This window comes from Aliikangiella sp. G2MR2-5 (assembly GCF_015687155.1).
Lineage (GTDB): Bacteria > Pseudomonadota > Gammaproteobacteria > Enterobacterales > Kangiellaceae > Aliikangiella.
This window is the reverse complement of sequence record NZ_JADPQF010000002.1, coordinates 710,824-727,348: the sequence shown is the minus strand read 5'-3', so window position 1 is coordinate 727,348 and position 16,525 is coordinate 710,824. Positions and strand designations below refer to the sequence as shown.

Below are 16,525 nucleotides of genomic sequence, written 5' to 3'. Positions count from 1 at the left end.
CGAAGTCGTTACTAATAAAGTCAGTATCAATGGCGTCGGTATTAATAATATTGGTATTAATCATACCTGAGCTCTTTAAAGATTCTCGAAAATAACATATTTCTTGTTTCTCCACAGTGGTTGATTCCGAATTTAATAGATTCCGTACTATAGGCGGGAGATTTTTCGATAACTATTGCGCCAAGAAGTCATGCTATCTTCGAAAAATAACAGAATGCTAACTATACTTTGAACAGTCCTCGCCCTGAAACTAGTGGATGGCTGATAGCCTATATGCTCAACAATCGCCTCATATTTGTATTTATTCTAATCGCTCTGGCGGGGGTAGGCGTCTATGCCGATTATATTAGTCGAGAAAATCATTATCAAAATCAACGGCAGGTCGTGGTCAATGAGCTCAATATTATCCGCGCAAAGCTGGAGGGCAATATCCAGAGTAATTTGCAGACCGTTCGCGGACTGGTGGGGCTTATCGCCAATGAACCTGAGCTCAATCAGGAAAGGTTTGCCAACTACACGCGGCCATTATTAGCAGGTCATGACCAAATAAGAAATGTTGGTGCAGCGCCTGATCTGATTATTAGTCTGATGTATCCATTAGAAGGGAATGAGAAAGCCATTGGGCTGGACTTTAATAAAAACGAAGCACAACGAGCGGCAGCTTATCGGGCCAGAGATACCAGGGATATTATTCTGGATGGGCCAGTAAACCTTGTTCAGGGAGGGGAAGCATTAATCGGTCGTATCCCGGTCTATCTCTACAATGAGTCTGGAGAAGAGGGACGATTCTGGGGATTAATCTCTACAGTGATTGACCTGCAGGAATTTTACCGTGCCAGTGGTTTAAAAGATGAGACATCACCGATAACTCTTGTGCTCGCCAAAAGTGAACTGGATCAAGCTGATAATGTATTTTTCGGTGATGATTCGATTCTTATGCAAAAACCGGTTTTTTCGGAAGTTATCTTCCCGAATGGGCGCTGGAAAATAGCTGCCGTCCCTAAAAATGGTTGGTCAAAAAACTCAGCCATCTCGTGGGTTATAAGAGCATTTTTCATATCTATACTCACATTGCTTATCTGGCAAATGATTATGATTAGCCAAAAGAACACTAGCCTTAATCTGGAGCGGCAGAGACTAAAGGCTCTATTCGATCTTTCTCCTATCGGTATTGCTCTGAATGATTTTGAAAGCGGCGACTTTATTGAGCTTAATGCAGCTCTTTATGAACCTGCAGGCTATTCCAAAGAAGAGTTTGCCAGCCTTTCTTACTGGGATATTACGCCAATTGAGTATCAGGAACAGGAAACAGAGCAACTTAATCTACTTAAAACACAAGGCAGATATGGACCTTATGAAAAAGAATATATCAAAAAAGACGGGACTCGCTACCCTGTATTACTTAACGGCGTGCTAGTAAAAGGTACCGATGGTAAGCAATATATCTGGTCATTGGTAGAAGATATCAGCGAACGTAAAAAGAATGAACAGCGCCTAATTGAAAGTGCTGAGGCGGCAAACCAGGCGGTAAAAGCCAAGTCGGAATTTCTCGCTACTATGAGTCATGAGATTCGTACTCCCATGAACGGCATTTTGGGTATGATTAATTTATTGGCCAAAAGCGAACTAAATGATGAGCAGTTACACAAAGTTGGGATTGCGCGTTGTAGCGCTGAATTCTTGCTCGGGATCATTAATGATATATTGGATTTTTCTCGCATTGATGCCGGAAAGCTGGCGCTAGACCATAAAGATTTTGATGTTTGCACTCTCCTTGAAAACTTGACCGAATCTTTCCGGATACAGTCAGAGGAACGAAACCTGACTTTGACCTTATCACCTTTACAGATTGAACAAACCCGATTGAGAGGTGATGCTTTTCGCATTCGCCAAATCATGACCAACTTGATAGGCAACGCGCTTAAATTCACCAAACGAGGTGGAATTGACATTAAGTACAAGGTTCAGGGCGATCTTGGACGATGGCGACTAAGTGTGAGCGTGAGTGACACAGGCATTGGTATCCCTCAGGAAAAGCTTGAGCAGCTGTTTACGCCATTTACTCAGGTGGACGCCAGTACCACTCGAAAGTATGGTGGCTCAGGTTTGGGGCTGGCTATTTCCAAGCGTCTTTGTCAGCTGATGAGTGGTGATATATATGCGGAGTCCAAGGAAAATGAAGGTAGCTGTTTCAGGTTCGAAGTACTACTTGAATCTCCCGAAAGTGAAGCTCAGGAAGTTAGCAAAACTGCAAATAACAGTAATGAAATAAAGTTGAAGCAATGTGAAATTTTGCTAGTCGAGGATAATCCGTTCAATCGTGAGGTTGCACTTTTGATGCTGGATGAACTTGGAATTAAGGCAGACGTGGCGGAGAATGGTGTTAAGGCACTCGAGACTCTCCAACATAAAAATTATGATTTGATATTAATGGATTGTCAGATGCCTGAAATGGATGGCTATGAAGCGACCAAACACATTCGTGAAGGTCTTGCTGGAAATAATAATAGCGATATTCCTATTATCGCCCTGACAGCTAATGCCATGTCAGGGGATAAGGAAAAGTGTTTATCGGCAGGAATGAATGATTACCTCTCCAAACCAATTGACGGCGATGAGCTGGGGCAACGAATTAGTCAACTGCTGTCCTAGAGATGGCGCGATTTCTTCATGCTTAACTAAACTCCGAAATATCTCTCAGTGTATCTAATGTTGGCTAACGAAGTAGATTATTGGCTATAGTTTTGCAAAAATTGGCCGAGTGCGTTAATCGCATCAATCAGATCTTCTTCATGAGGTAAAAACACTATTCTAAAATGATCTGGAGAATGCCAATTAAAAGCACTTCCATGTACCAGCAGCACCTGTTTCTCTCTCAAGAAATCTAATACAAACTGCTCATCATTGGTGATGCCAAATCGTTCTATATCTATTTTAGGAAAAAGATACATTGCCCCCTTTGGGCGAGTACAACTCAGTCCTGGAATGTTATTGATCATCTTGTGAGCACAATCCATTTGCTGATACAGTCTTCCACCGGGTTTAGTCAGATCGTTAATGCTCTGGTAGCCACCCAGTGCAGTCTGGATAGCATACTGCATCGGTACATTGGCGCAGAGACGCATTGATGAGAGCATATCGAGCCCGGCAATATAATCTTGTGCTATTCGTTTCGGGCCACTCAAGAGCATCCACCCTACGCGAAAGCCTGCTACCCGGTAGTTCTTTGAAAGACCACCAAAGGTAACGCAAAAAACATCATCACTTAATGTTGCCGTCGGAATATGACGCGCACCATCGAATAAAACCTTATCGTATATTTCATCACTATAGAGAATGAGCCCGTTTTCCTTTGCTAACCTGGTCAGTGCTTGTAAACATTCTTCAGGGTAAACCGCGCCCGTAGGATTATTGGGGTTGATAAGCACCAGTGCCCGCGTTTTACTCGTTATTTTAGAACTAATATCTTTAATATCAGGTAGCCAATCAGAAGCTTCATCACAAATGTAGTGCACCGGCTTTCCTCCAGCGAGCTTAACCGCAGCAGTCCATAAGGGGTAGTCAGGCGAGGGCACCAGTACTTCATCGCCATTATTAATTAAAGCTTGCATTGCCATCACGATTAGCTCACTGACACCATTTCCAATGTAAATATCGTCAACCGAAATATCGAGTAAGCCATAGGTCTGGTAGTATTGATGAACCGCGACTTTAGCTGAATAGATTCCGTTGGAGGAACCATAGCCCTGTGCTTTTGGAAGGTGATGGATGACATCCTTTAAAATATCTTCAGGAGCTTCAAAACCAAATGGGGCGGGATTACCAATGTTAAGTTTAAGGATTTTGTGTCCTTCTTCCTCTAAACGCCTGGCTTCTTCTAATACTGGTCCACGGATGTCATAACAGACACCGTTAAGTTTGTGGGAACGAGTAATCGGTTTCATTGCTGACTCGAACTAAAAGTGTTCTTAGTGATTATTATTGAGTAGTTTAATCTTAGTGGTGCGGCGAGCCAAGTTCAAATAGCTTTGAGTTGTTTAAAGTTTTGAGTCTGTATACCCAAAAGCTCGAACAAGCTTTCTTTTGGGTATACAGGTCGCGATCTAAGTGTCAGATTTGACAGTAAATAAGTTATATTGCCATAAAAAGAATGAGCTGGTTCACCAGTGATTGATCATCTTGGCGGCCATAGCGAATGAAAACATCCTCTTTACCATCTTTGTTAAAGTCGTGAATATCAACGAATGTTCCATCTTTAGGAATGGTAACGTTAAATCTTTTAGAGCGACGTTCAAATATTCTTGATTTATCGGTTCCCTGATAGATTTTCAGGCGCTTTTCACCTGATGAAAACAATAGGTCTTTTCTACCGTCACCATCGAAGTCAGCTAGTCGAACCACAGGATTACCACTTTTGCCTGAGGATAGGCTAAAGCGCATCTCAACTTCTTTATCTACGTTAGGAGACTCCGGATAGGCTCCGTCTTCTTTCATTTTAAAGATAAAAATATCCTGATCGATTGCTCCAGAAAGTAAAGCCCCAATGATTTGTGTAACTCCGATATCAAAACTGGAAACCAAAAGCTCTTGTATCTTATCGTTATCAATATCAATTGTTTTTAGTTCACCTATAGTTCCGTCTGCACGAATGATACTATCAGGAGTACTAGAGTATTGTGTTTTATTGCTAATTTTTTTACCCAGATAAATCTCGTAATCATTTTGCCGATCAAATACCCCATCACTTTTGCTAAATCGGACAAATAAATCGGCAACACCATCATTATTAATATCTTCTATTTTGTCGACTTTTTTATGAGCAAGTTTATTTTGGTCGATTTGCTGGCCATCTGATTCTCTTATTTCCCACCAGTTAAGGTCGCTAACATTTATTGGTAATTCGATTGCTAATGAATCAATCTTGAATTCACCACTTTCTAGTTGAGGAAATACCAGAAGACCTTTTTCTTTAACAATGATAATGTCAGTTCTTTTATCCAGGTTGAAGTCTGCAAAAAATAAGGGTCTTTCGTTGTAGGTAACTGACTCAGCATTGACTTGAACTTTTGGCTCTATCGGTAATTGCTGATGAACAAAATCGCCAGTTTTTGATTGCAGATAAATATGGACTCCCCTAAAGTCGGGAATAACAATATCTTCCAGATCGTCGTTATTTAAATCTCGAATGAAATCCTTACGCACTAGAAACTGAGCCTTGTGTCTTAAATAAATCGAGTCAATCTTTAAAAATGGTTTGAACAGGTTATCTTCCAAATCAAATTGAAGGAGTGAGTCTTTGGTTTTGAAAATGAGTTTTTGTTTAACACCATTTTGCAATATGTCATATGCAAGAAAGCTATCAGGAATAATTGCATGATTAATCTGTTTGAATATTCCATTGTCGGTAATTTCATAAATAGTGAGTACTCTTTCTCCTGTTTCGTATTCTCCAATTAGCGCGACCTGATTTTTCTCGCTGCCAACAAAGTGAGCAATTTCTGCAGGATGGGTAATTTTAAAATCTGTTTCAACTTTTATTTGTTTAAAATTGACCGCAGCACTAGCATTGTCCGAGATTAGCGAAACGGCAAGTAAGACAAGAGAGGCTAGAAAAGGAGTCAGTGTTGACCATCTGTTCATCTGTAAACATCCTTCAGTAAGGTTTGATTCGACTAGGGCTTGCTAAAACTAGAGATACTGCTAGGACAAGCCTTTCTTTCATAGGTTCAGCTTATTGAGGCCTACTCAAGTAAATTCCTGCTAATCCGATTAATATTACCTTGTTTTCAGAAAAGTCGATAATATGCTAATAGCTTTATGGGTATTTGTTCTAGCGTATGTCGGTTTTTAATCGTTACAAAGGATGACAAACGGTCGAATTCAATTTTTTATGAACAGCGAGTTATTTATGAATTTTGAACTAATGGAAGAACTACCGCTGATTGCTTCAGATTATTCAGAGTGGTTATATGTTGGCCAGTCTATTTCGGGAGAGTCTCATCATCTGCTTATTTACCCTGAGTCGAGAGATTTTCTTTCGACACCACTCTGTTTTGTAGTACTCAGGCTCTTGCCATTCAAAGATGGAAGACTTGGTGTATGTCAGGTTGCTGCTGAAGAGTACCAGAATGCGGAGGCTTCAATTAGTTTATCCCAGCCAGGGATTTATCGAGTAATTGGCACACAGGATGATTATTATCTGACAGTATTTACAGATATGCTGGTTGAAATAGACTGCGCTGGAATTGAACTATCTCGCAGGTTCTATCACTGCAAAAGCACAACTGACGCGCTAAATCACTATCTTAAAGAACAGTCGTTCATCGGTTGACGGTTTTTAATATTATGCAGTAAGGCTCTTTTGTGATACATCTGTCGAGTCGTAAAAATGTAACCGTTTAGTTCCTTGCCCTATTACTGTATGTCTATTGTTGATATGATTTGGGGCCAATAATTAGAGTTAACACCAATCCGACGCCTGAGCGGCGAAAATTTGGGGAGTATCCGTGAAAAAACTAATTGCACTACTAGTGATGACAGTCATACTTGCAGGTTGTCAGGCAGAAGAAAAGCCCACAGAAAAGAAGGCGGAAAATACGCAAGCAAAGGTAGAGGAAACTAAAGCAGAAAAAGAAACGATATCCGAAGAGCCGTCTCAGCCAGAGGATAAAAAAGCTGCGAATGATTCTGCACCAGATACCGCTGCGGAGGAGTCGCAAGCAGAAAATCATCAGGGACATGAGCACGCAGCTGCGCCCAGTGGTGAACGATATCAAAAGCTGGAGTCGGACGCAGCCTGCGAAGAGCCGGTTGTTATAGAGTTTTTTGCTTACCATTGTCCACATTGTTATGCACTAGAGCCATCGGCCGAAAAGTGGCGCGCGAAAAATGGCGGAAAGGTTAAGTTCCTGTCGGTTCCGACAACTTTAGGGCATGACCAGCTGGGATCATTACTCTTAGTCCATCATGCAGCCAAATTGTTGGGTGTTCTAGAGAAAACTCAACATGCGTTGTTCGAGCGCTTTCACAAAGAAAAGAAGCTATTTGCATCCGAAGATGAAGCAGCTGAATTTCTTGCTGCTCAGGGAGCAGACAAAGCGGAAGCGCTGGCAATGTTAAAGAATCAGGATGAGATGATGAAATCTATTAATGAAGATTTTGAGTTGCTGAAGCAATATCGCATTTCAAGTGTGCCTCAAGTGTTGATTAACCATCAGTATATGACCAATATCACTGCGGCCGGTGGTCATGATGAGGTTTTTGAGGTTGTTGATGAAACGCTGCAGTTAGCAAACAACTGTGGTACCAAGTAGGCGTATCTGGCTTATCTCAAGAGTAATCATTGAGCATGGAAAAGTTTGAAGTTATCTATAATCGAGCTGCGGAGAGGAAAGGAGGTGCTAAAGCCCTTGAAAAGTTGATGCCTTCTATCCGCTCGGTAAAACAACTAAAGTCAACTTCTGATCGGGACTATTTGTCAGCCATGGCTATGAAAATCTTTCAATCAGGTTTTGTTTGGAAGGTAGTAGAAAACAAGTGGCCAGGCTTTGAAGAAGTAATGTGGAATCTGGAGCCACAGAAGCTGGCCCTTGCCAGTGATGAACAAATTGAAAAGATGGCGCAAGACAAGCGAATTATTCGTAATCTGACTAAAGTAAAAGCGGTTAGAGAAAATGCCTACTTGATAAAAACGGTCGCTAAAAAATATGGTTCTTTTGGTAATTATATTGCTGACTGGCCGGTAGATAATATTGTCGGCTTATGGCTTGAGCTCAAGAAGCAGGGAGCTCGTCTCGGCGGGAATACTGGCCCTTATTTTTTACGTACCGTTGGCAAGGATACTTTTTTGTTGACTCGTGATGTATGTGCTTATCTGATTGGCCAGGGAGTTGTTACCAAGAACCCAACATCTCAGCGCGACCTGAAAGCCGTTCAACATGCCTTTAACGGACTACAGCAGGAATCAGGAAGGCATTTGAGCGAAATCAGCCGCATTATTTCCTGTTCTATTGGCGAAAATCACCTCAACTAGCTGATATCAATATAAGAAATGCCTAAATCTGGTCTGGATTTGGGTATTTCTACCGGATTAAACTACACTTAGCTTATCTTGTTTGAGATAATTTTCCGGTGGCATGTAGAAACTCAACTTGTGTTATTCGGTTGGTTTTGCTGGTATTTAGGTCGAGAATTAGTTATGAGCGAGTATAAAGAACAACGAGTTCATAAACGTCTTCCCCTGAGGACTCATGTATTTGTTGAAGGTGGGGGATTGAGTCGAATCAAGACTCAGACTATGGATTTTTCTGATGGTGGCCTGTTCATTGAAGGCCCACAGCTGGCCAAGCTCAAAATTGATACCATAATACAGGTTCAATCTGCAGAAGGATTTGAAAATCCGCCGGTATTAAATGCGAGAGTTGCCTGGACCAATCGCTATGGCGCTGGAATCCAGTATTTACTAGATGAAGAAAATTTCTCCTAGATTACCTTTCCCTTTTTCAGCTGACCTGTTATAAAACTTTCCCACTATTATCAATTAGAAGAATTAACTTAAATGGATTTTGAAACGAGGAAGGCGTTAGACACTGATATAGATTTTCTGGTTCGGCTGCGTGAGCTGACCATGAGTCAGTATCTTCAGGCTGTAGGCTGGCCAACTGACAGAGAATCGTTTTTAAGCCGCATTCACTATTGTTTTGAGGCAGCGCAAATAGTCGAGATAAATGGTCGACCGGCAGGTTTGTTCAAAGCCTGTTTTCTTGAAGAAAAAAAACAATGGTACATTTTTCAAATTCAGGTTCATCCTGATTATCAAGGATTGAAAATCGGTTCTCGGCTAATTGAAAAGCTAATTGAGCGAGCGACAAGAGACAAGGTCGATGTAGGGCTAAGTGTATTAAAAAGTAACCCTGCCAGAACATTATATTTGAGACTGGGATTTGAGCCTGTTGCCGATGTGGGAGAGGAAATTGAAATGTTCTATCGAACAGCGCAGTAAGCAGGTGAAGTGAGTTCCAATTTATAATGTGCTATTTAGGGTAAGTGTAAGAACCTTGGTTTTAAAAAAATAAAGGAGTAATCTGGAAACATGGAGTCTCAGCATAATTCAATTAGAGAAATTTCAAGAGCCTATTTCTCAGTACAAAATAAGCCTTTTAGAGAAATTCAAGCAATTCATTTTTGTGACAATGAGAAAGATGCAAATGAATGTTTGGATCTGGTTCTGGACGGAGTAAAGCGAGCGACCGCAACTGCCGTATGGGAATTTGAAATGCTTGATGAACCTTTGCCGCAAATCGGAGATCTTTATATCGTTACCGACTGGGATAAAGTTGGCCATTGTGTAATACAAACAACTAAAGTAACAACGCTTGCTTTTAATGAAATAAGTGACGAGCATGCCATGCTCGAAGGCGAGGGCGACAAAAGTTTGCAATATTGGCAAAAAGTACATAGAGCCTATTACGCACGACAATTTGAAAATACACACTTCAAACCGGATGATAATATGAAGATTGTATTTGAAGAGTTTGAGGTGGTTTTTGTTGCAAATTAGCGGATATCTTTAAACAACCTGACTTCTAAAATATTTCATTGGAAAATAAATAACACCGTTAACATCTTTCATTTCGTCGACCTTGATAAAGCCAAGTTTTTGGTAAAATTTGAGCGCATAGCGAGAAGCGTTAACAGAAATTTCTGTCGCATCTGACCACACTAGTGCTTCTTGCCAAAGCTGGGTTGCGATCCCTTTATTGTGTGATGATTCCTCGATAAAAAGATGAAACAGATAATCAGGAGACTTCATACCAACCACTCCGATAAGTTTTCTATCTCGTGAATCCTTTGCAAGAAAATAAGTAAAGCCTTGCTGAAGATTTTTTCTAATGCTGTCTTCTGTCATGGACGACAGCATTAGTTTGCGTCCCTGTGCAGTAAATTCATTGGTGATGAATTTGGACACACTTTCGATGATTAAATTTGATATATCTAGAGCATCTGACTCATGAGCTGGATAGATAGAAACCGGTTTCATAGTTGCCTTAAAATACTTCTATTTTTCCTGATGTTAGGTCTGCCTTTCCACCGCTTCTTTCAAACGGTCGAGCCCCAGTTGAAAACTATCACCAATTAAGGCATCCATGAGTTGAGCGAAATAGTTACCAATAACGATTGGACCCATTTCGCCCTGCATATACCAAGTCACAATGGTTGTGTCACCTTCTATGCGATAGCTCATTCCAGAAACATAAACTGTAGGATCGCCTTCAAAAGTTAAATCATAGACAATGCCTTTTTCTAGTGAAGATTGTGTAAACTTGAGCGCGCCTGAACCACTTTCGCCAGTCCAGTTTTGTGAAGCGCCGGTGCCACTCGTAATATCTCCAAAAGTTGTTTTTATCGACGGGTCGAGTACTTCCCAAGGACTCCATTGGGACCAATTCTTAAGATCATTGATGAAAGGGTGAATTTGCTGTGGTAAGGCCTTGATAGTAACTTCTCTTCTAACATCAATTTTATTGTCGAGAAAAAGCCCAGTTACAATAAAGATAATGATTAAGCCGAGAAGAATCTTAAGAAAGATTTTCATTGATTTGCTCCATTGTTTATCAATTTTTTCTATATTTGCGTGGGTATTAAAAGCTGAGTTTTACCTTAATAATCTAGTTTAACAGCCCGAACAGTAGAAATCCTGAAATACTCAGCACTCCAGCAGCCAAAGCATAAGGTAGTTGTGTCTTAACATGCTCTAAATGATCACAACCTGCCGCCAACGAGGAAACTATTGTTGTATCTGATATGGGAGAGCAATGATCACCAAAGACGCTTCCCCCTAGAATAGCTGCTAGTACCAATTCTACTGGAAGACCTCCAGCCAATGCTATTGGTACGCCAATAGGAATCAAGATACTGAAAGTACCCCAGGAAGTCCCTGTAGTAAAAGAAATCAGTGCGCCAGCAATGAATATTAGTGCCGGGACTGTCCATAATGGAATATTCTGGGTAACCATTTGAGAAACAAAATCTCCGGTCCCCAGAGCTTTCATACTATCGCCGAGCGCTAAAGCAAGCAAAACAGTTGTAACCAATGGCAAGAGATCGCTCATACCTTCAAAGCTCCAATTGATCAGAGTTTTAACAGGTTGTTCTGCTTTTGAAGTCTTTATCAATAGAACCGCCATTAGACAGGCCAGTCCTACAGCCCACAAAACAGAAGTTGAGCCGCTACCCTGCAAAATTTGTCCATCTCCGGTGTACCACATAAAGAAAATTATGCCGACAATTAAGGTTAATAAGGGTAAAACCATCAGGTGTGCGCTTGATGCTTTGTCATTTTCTTCAATATGGGTTGAAAGTGTTTCCAGCTGCTTTTCTGACTCTTTCATTGGACCAAAAACTTTGCCCGTCCATACTGTAAAAAAGACAAGAATCAAGGTGAACCAGGAGTAGAGATTGTATGGAACAGAATACGCCAGAGTCTGTGCGGGAGAGGGGAGGTCAAACCCACTGATTAAGCCAAGAATAGTCGCTCCCCAAGCATTAAATAAAATAATGACACAAATTGGGGCACAGGTAGAGTCAATGATATAGGCAAGGCGCGCTCGACTCATTTTAACTTTGTCGAATAGCTGTCTTGAAATGAAACCGGCGGTCAGTATGCTAAGGTTAGTCTCAATAAAGATCAGAATTCCGAGTAAGGTTGGTATTGCCGAAACCCGACGCTGACTTTTAGCCAGACCTTTGGAAGAGACCCATTGAACGAAAGCGCTGACTCCTCCGGATTTTCTCATGAGTGCAAGTAGCGCACCTATCATTAAGCTAAAAACCAGAACACGCGTGTTACCCGCGTCCGAAAAAACTTTGATAATTCTATCCAGCAGGCTTAAAAAGCCGAGGCCAATATTGAACTGGCTATGTAAAAACTCTGCGGTAAATAATGCTGACAATAAAGCAATAATGACATCTTTCTTCCAAACAGCCACAATAATAGCGATTGTTGGCGGCAGTAATGTTAACCATTCCAAGAGTAGGCCCCTAAATTATTAGTTATTTTCAATAATGGCTGAACAATTTGACCATTTAATTGCTCATTAAACCACTAGAGCACTATCAAGATCCAATTAAATTAATGTAATTCAAGTAGTTATGAGTTGGCCTATGGATTGCATATTTGCGGTAGGTCGTTAAGTGTGTGTCAGGTGGCTTTAACCTAACAGGAGAAACAATATGTTCGAATTGATAGTTGGCATTATTATCGGTGCTACTTTTGCCGAGTTTTGGCGTCACTTTTATCGCGTCGTTCGTCGTAAAATCAGCCAATGGATGGATGATCACAAGTCTTCGGATGCTAATGAGTATAAGTAAATAGTATAAATAAAATCCCTGTGTCTGCTTAGTTGACGCGATAGCAGACAAGCGCTTCTCGCTATCTGGTTACAGACGGCGAGTGTATTGAGTTGTTTGACTGGTCAGCTTTAATCGAAGGAAAATTGACTGCTACCGTTTAGTAGGATTCTTCGAGGATACAACTTCTGATGGATTTACGCCTTTCCCAGTTTAGTTTTTCCAATTCAGGTTGCTCCAAAAACTCGTTAACATAACCCAGACATAGATAGGCAACCAGCTCCGCATCTTTTGGGGCATTAAGTTGTTCTTTAACGAAAGCAGCTTCCAGTATGCTAACCCATCCCATACCAACATTAAGTGCTCGAGCCATGAGCCACATGTTCTGAATGGCGCAGACTACACTATATCGACCAGTTTCTTCCATCGATGACTGGCCTAGTACCGGTAGTCTGGAAGGACGATAAAAAACAGCAATATTAACAGGCGCTTCCATAATCCCTTCCAGCTTGAGAGCGGCATATTGTTCCTGCTTATCTTGGCTAAAAGCTTTTTGAGCCTGAGTGGAAACCTGATTAAAATTATCTACCAGGGCGCGCCGAGTCTTCATATTATTGACCACAACGAATTCCCAGGGTTGTGAAAAGCCGACTGACGGAGCCATTTCTGCCGCTGCAAATATTTGTGAAAGGATGTCGGCAGCGACAGGCTTGTCAATAAAACGGTTGCCGCGGACATCTCGCCGTGCGCCCATAATTGCCGCTAGCATATCTGCTGATTCTTGCTCGAAATGGTTTGGTTTCATGAATACTTCTGCTGACAGAGCGAAAAAACAGCGAGTCTAATCGATCTTATAGATTTTCTCTATTTTTGTTCCCTTCTCGATATTCCTTTTGCTAGAATACGCCTCCTAAAATTTTGGTTGAAAATTAGCCAGATTAAACTTTACTTAGTTTTCAACATTCATTTGATTAATCTTAAAAGGTAGCGAAATGAGCAATGCATTTGTTGCAATTTTGATGGGATCGGACTCTGATTGGCCGGTGATGGAAAATACTTACAATGTCCTGAAAGAGCTGGGTGTTACTTGCGAAGTGAAAGTAACTTCTGCTCACCGTACTCCAGCCGCGACTCACGAATTTGTGAAAGACGCCGAATCTCGTGGTTGTCAGGTTTTCATTTGTGCAGCTGGTCTTGCTGCTCATCTGGCTGGTGCAGTTGCTGGTTTGACGACTAAGCCGGTTATCGGTGTACCAATGGACGGTGGTCCATTGAAAGGTCAGGATGCACTGCTTTCTACAGTTATGATGCCTGCAGGCGTTCCTGTTGCAACTGTTGCAATCGGTAAAGCTGGCGCCAAAAACGCGGCTTATCTGGCTGCTCAAATGCTGGGGATCGCGGATCCTAAAATCGCTGAAACTGTAGCGAACGATCGTAAAGCAAATGCTGAAGCGGTTATCGCTAAAGACGCCAAGCTTCAAGAGAGCTTGCGCTAAGTTTTTGTCTGGCTTTTCCCTTGATTAGCCAAACACAGATAAATCACGCCGCTGACATTTTATCTGGTGGCGGCGTGATTGCCTATCCTACCGAGTCGAGCTTCGGTCTGGGTTGTGTTGCAGACAACCTCGACGCGCTCAATCGTATCCTGCAAATTAAAAAGCGTCCGCCTGAAAAAGGGTTAATCATTTTGGTGAGCGATATTGAACAGGCTAAACGCTACATTCAACCGCTAACTTCAACCGAGCTCAAGCAGATCACTCTACCACGAGAGCGGGCAACAACCTGGTTAATTCCAAAAACCGATAAGGTTCTTTTTGAACTGGGAGGAGAGCATCCCAAGCTTGCAGTACGTGTGACTCAGCACCCAGTCGCCAGGGCGTTGTGCGATGCAATTAATGCTCCACTGGTTTCAACCAGCTGTAATCGTGCTGGAGAGGAGGCCATGCTTGATGCCTGCGCGATAAAGGCAAAGATGGGCGATGAACTTGACTTAATCGTTGCGGGTAATGTCGGCGGGCAGTCTGCCTCGCAAATTATTGATCTTGAAAGTGGTCAGGTTTTACGTAGCTAATCACTGTATCACATGCTAATACAGCCCCCCTATCTCACTGTAAATCATGTAGAATAGCGGCAATTTCCCAAAAATTTTAATGACGAGCAATCTATGTCTGATAAGCAAGCTGTAAAATCCTATTTGCTTGATTTGCAATCCAACATTTGTGAAGCCCTTGCACAACTTGATGGTAAAGCTGATTTCATTACCGATGAATGGCAGCGACCACAAGGTGGTGGCGGTATCACCCGGGTGATAAGTGACGGTGCGGTATTTGAGAAAGGTGGGGTGAACTTTTCCCATGTGCAAGGAGATAAATTACCGGCTTCGGCGACTGCCGTACGTCCTGAGCTTGCCGGTCGAAGTTTTGAAGCCATGGGGGTTTCCCTGGTTATACATCCCAATAATCCCTATGTTCCGACTTCCCACATGAATGTTCGTTTTTTTATTGCAGAAAAAGAGGGTGAATCACCTGTCTGGTGGTTTGGAGGCGGATTCGATTTAACCCCTTACTATGGTTTTGAGGAAGATTGTGTTCACTGGCATGAGGTGTCCAAAGCTGCTTGCGAGCCTCTTGGCGAAGGGGCCTACGAAAAATATAAAAAATGGTGTGACGAGTATTTCTATATCAAGCACCGTGGTGAGCCCAGAGGCGTAGGTGGTCTTTTCTTTGATGATTTAAATGAGCCAGGTTTCGATAAATCGTTTGAATTTATGCAAAGTGTCGGTGATCACTATACCAAGGGTTATGCGCCAATTGTTGAAAAGCGCAAAGCTATTTCTTTTGGCGAGCGTGAAAAATCTTTCCAGAAAATGCGACGAGGTCGATATGTAGAGTTTAATCTGGTATATGACCGAGGCACCCTGTTTGGCTTGCAAACCGGTGGTCGAACTGAGTCGATTTTAATGTCGCTTCCGGCAGATGTCGGTTGGCACTACAATTGGCAACCGGAGCCAGGTAGTGAAGAAGAAAAGTTAACGAGCTACTATTTAACTGACAGAGACTGGTTGGCCTAGAGCTTGTTAAACTGACCATAATCAACATTAAAAGCGTTAACTTATTGAATAATATTGCCAGTTTAAATTGACTAAGGATTTCCAATGGCCAAGTATGCAACTCAAGGTAGCTATCCGTTTAAACGCCCTCGGCGAATGCGAGCAGACGATTTTTCACGTCGATTGATGGCCGAGAATAAAGTATCGGCGGACGATTTGATCTATCCGGTATTTGTACTGGAAGGGCAAGGTCGAATTGAGGCGGTGTCTTCAATGCCGGGTGTTGAGCGTAAATCGCTGGACCACCTTCTGATTGAGCTGGAGGAAGTGGTCGAATTGGGTATTCCTGCCATAGCCTTATTTCCGGTAATCGATTCGGCTAAAAAATCACTCAAAGCTGAAGAGGCTTATAATCCTGAAGGCCTGGTGCAACAGACTATCATTGCAGTCAAAGCTAAATTCCCACAATTAGGCGTGATTACCGATATCGCTCTCGATCCCTACACCAGCCATGGGCAGGACGGGATTATCGATGAAAATGGTTATGTAGTTAACGATGAAACCACCGAAGTTTTGGTCCAGCAGGCGATTAGCCATGCACAAGCGGGGGCCGATGTAGTGGCTCCTTCAGATATGATGGATGGTCGCATTGGAGCTATTCGTGAAGCGCTTGAAGTTGAAGGTTATGTGAATACACGCATTTTGGCTTACTCTGCAAAATATGCGTCTGCTTTCTACGGGCCATTTCGAGACGCGGTCGGCTCTGCTGGAAATCTGGGAAAAGCTGATAAGAAAACTTACCAGATGGACCCGGCAAACGGTGATGAAGCTTTCCATGAAGTCGCGCTGGATATTAATGAAGGTGCTGATATGGTTATGGTGAAGCCGGGAATGCCGTATCTTGATGTAATTTACAGGGTTAAACAAAACTTTAAGGTACCGGTTATGGCCTATCATGTAAGCGGTGAATATGCCATGTTAAAGGCCGCTTCTGCAAACGGCTGGATAGATGAAAAAAAGTGCGTTCTGGAAGCTATGGTTGGTTTCAAGCGGGCAGGTACCGATGCAATTCTGACATATTATGCAAAAGATGTTGCGCGCTGGCTAAAGGAGTAGTAAAAAGCAAAT

18 protein-coding genes are annotated in these 16,525 nt (G+C 42.2%); 12 read left to right on the top strand and 6 right to left on the bottom strand.

Features of this window, described 5'->3' with window-relative positions:
* The first annotated feature begins 273 nt into the window (after positions 1 to 273).
* On the top strand, positions 274 to 2,652 hold the full coding sequence (locus IYN84_RS10465) for a response regulator (RefSeq protein ID WP_210330377.1): 2,379 nt from the start codon (positions 274 to 276) through the stop codon (positions 2,650 to 2,652).
* 77 nt (positions 2,653 to 2,729) lie between these two features.
* Here the strand turns inward: IYN84_RS10465 and IYN84_RS10460 are convergent, their stop codons facing one another.
* Together IYN84_RS10460 and IYN84_RS10455 are read right to left on the bottom strand one after the other, a co-directional pair.
* A complete protein-coding gene (locus tag IYN84_RS10460) occupies positions 2,730 to 3,944 on the bottom strand; it encodes a pyridoxal phosphate-dependent aminotransferase (RefSeq protein WP_196139141.1) in 1,215 nt (404 codons plus the stop codon).
* A gap of 187 nt (positions 3,945 to 4,131) precedes the next feature.
* Positions 4,132 to 5,640 (bottom strand): VCBS repeat-containing protein, encoded by a 1,509-nt coding sequence (locus IYN84_RS10455; RefSeq protein ID WP_196139140.1) that lies wholly within the window; start codon positions 5,638 to 5,640, stop codon positions 4,132 to 4,134.
* A 268-nt stretch (positions 5,641 to 5,908) separates the two neighbouring features.
* Here IYN84_RS10455 and IYN84_RS10450 point away from each other — a divergent pair, with 268 nt between their 5' ends.
* From IYN84_RS10450 to IYN84_RS10425, 6 genes are all read left to right on the top strand, one after another.
* Positions 5,909 to 6,331: a hypothetical protein gene (locus tag IYN84_RS10450; protein WP_196139139.1), complete on the top strand. Its 423-nt coding sequence runs from the start codon at positions 5,909 to 5,911 to the stop codon at positions 6,329 to 6,331.
* Positions 6,332 to 6,506: 175 nt separating this feature from the next.
* A complete protein-coding gene (locus tag IYN84_RS10445) occupies positions 6,507 to 7,313 on the top strand; it encodes a DsbA family protein (protein WP_196139138.1) in 807 nt (268 codons plus the stop codon).
* Positions 7,314 to 7,348: 35 nt separating this feature from the next.
* Complete coding sequence (locus IYN84_RS10440; RefSeq protein ID WP_196139137.1) at positions 7,349 to 8,032, top strand: DNA-3-methyladenine glycosylase I; 684 nt, start codon at positions 7,349 to 7,351, stop codon at positions 8,030 to 8,032.
* 165 nt (positions 8,033 to 8,197) lie between these two features.
* Positions 8,198 to 8,485 carry a PilZ domain-containing protein gene (locus tag IYN84_RS10435; RefSeq protein ID WP_196139136.1) on the top strand — a complete coding sequence of 96 codons (288 nt, stop codon included), beginning with the start codon at positions 8,198 to 8,200 and terminating at the stop codon, positions 8,483 to 8,485.
* A gap of 72 nt (positions 8,486 to 8,557) precedes the next feature.
* Positions 8,558 to 9,001 (top strand): N-acetyltransferase, encoded by a 444-nt coding sequence (locus IYN84_RS10430; RefSeq protein WP_196139135.1) that lies wholly within the window; start codon positions 8,558 to 8,560, stop codon positions 8,999 to 9,001.
* 90 nt (positions 9,002 to 9,091) lie between these two features.
* The gene (locus IYN84_RS10425) at positions 9,092 to 9,559 is read left to right on the top strand and encodes an ASCH domain-containing protein (protein ID WP_196139134.1); all 468 of its coding nucleotides are present in this window, start codon (positions 9,092 to 9,094) and stop codon (positions 9,557 to 9,559) included.
* A 9-nt stretch (positions 9,560 to 9,568) separates the two neighbouring features.
* On the opposite strand, the gene IYN84_RS10420 is transcribed toward IYN84_RS10425, so the two are convergent.
* From IYN84_RS10420 to IYN84_RS10410, 3 genes are all read right to left on the bottom strand, one after another.
* Positions 9,569 to 10,039 (bottom strand): GNAT family N-acetyltransferase, encoded by a 471-nt coding sequence (locus IYN84_RS10420; RefSeq protein WP_196139133.1) that lies wholly within the window; start codon positions 10,037 to 10,039, stop codon positions 9,569 to 9,571.
* A 33-nt stretch (positions 10,040 to 10,072) separates the two neighbouring features.
* Positions 10,073 to 10,594 (bottom strand): SRPBCC family protein, encoded by a 522-nt coding sequence (locus IYN84_RS10415; RefSeq protein WP_196139132.1) that lies wholly within the window; start codon positions 10,592 to 10,594, stop codon positions 10,073 to 10,075.
* A gap of 73 nt (positions 10,595 to 10,667) precedes the next feature.
* Positions 10,668 to 12,029 carry a Na+/H+ antiporter NhaC family protein gene (locus tag IYN84_RS10410; protein WP_196139131.1) on the bottom strand — a complete coding sequence of 454 codons (1,362 nt, stop codon included), beginning with the start codon at positions 12,027 to 12,029 and terminating at the stop codon, positions 10,668 to 10,670.
* Between the two features lie 202 nt (positions 12,030 to 12,231).
* On the opposite strand from IYN84_RS10410, the gene IYN84_RS10405 reads away from it, so the two are divergent.
* A complete protein-coding gene (locus tag IYN84_RS10405; RefSeq protein ID WP_196139130.1) occupies positions 12,232 to 12,369 on the top strand; it encodes a hypothetical protein in 138 nt (45 codons plus the stop codon).
* 139 nt (positions 12,370 to 12,508) lie between these two features.
* Here IYN84_RS10405 and bluB read toward each other — a convergent pair whose 3' ends face one another.
* Positions 12,509 to 13,153: a 5,6-dimethylbenzimidazole synthase gene (bluB, locus tag IYN84_RS10400; protein WP_196139129.1), complete on the bottom strand. Its 645-nt coding sequence runs from the start codon at positions 13,151 to 13,153 to the stop codon at positions 12,509 to 12,511.
* A gap of 187 nt (positions 13,154 to 13,340) precedes the next feature.
* Between bluB and purE the strand changes: the two genes are divergently transcribed.
* From purE to hemB, 4 genes are all read left to right on the top strand, one after another.
* Positions 13,341 to 13,844, top strand: coding sequence for a 5-(carboxyamino)imidazole ribonucleotide mutase (gene purE, locus IYN84_RS10395; protein ID WP_196139128.1), 504 nt, complete (start codon positions 13,341 to 13,343; stop codon positions 13,842 to 13,844).
* A gap of 20 nt (positions 13,845 to 13,864) precedes the next feature.
* Positions 13,865 to 14,419: an L-threonylcarbamoyladenylate synthase gene (locus IYN84_RS10390; protein ID WP_196139127.1), complete on the top strand. Its 555-nt coding sequence runs from the start codon at positions 13,865 to 13,867 to the stop codon at positions 14,417 to 14,419.
* A gap of 93 nt (positions 14,420 to 14,512) precedes the next feature.
* A complete protein-coding gene (hemF, locus tag IYN84_RS10385; RefSeq protein WP_196139126.1) occupies positions 14,513 to 15,418 on the top strand; it encodes an oxygen-dependent coproporphyrinogen oxidase in 906 nt (301 codons plus the stop codon).
* Between the two features lie 84 nt (positions 15,419 to 15,502).
* Positions 15,503 to 16,513 carry a porphobilinogen synthase gene (hemB, locus tag IYN84_RS10380; protein ID WP_196139125.1) on the top strand — a complete coding sequence of 337 codons (1,011 nt, stop codon included), beginning with the start codon at positions 15,503 to 15,505 and terminating at the stop codon, positions 16,511 to 16,513.
* The last annotated feature ends 12 nt before the right edge of the window (positions 16,514 to 16,525 follow it).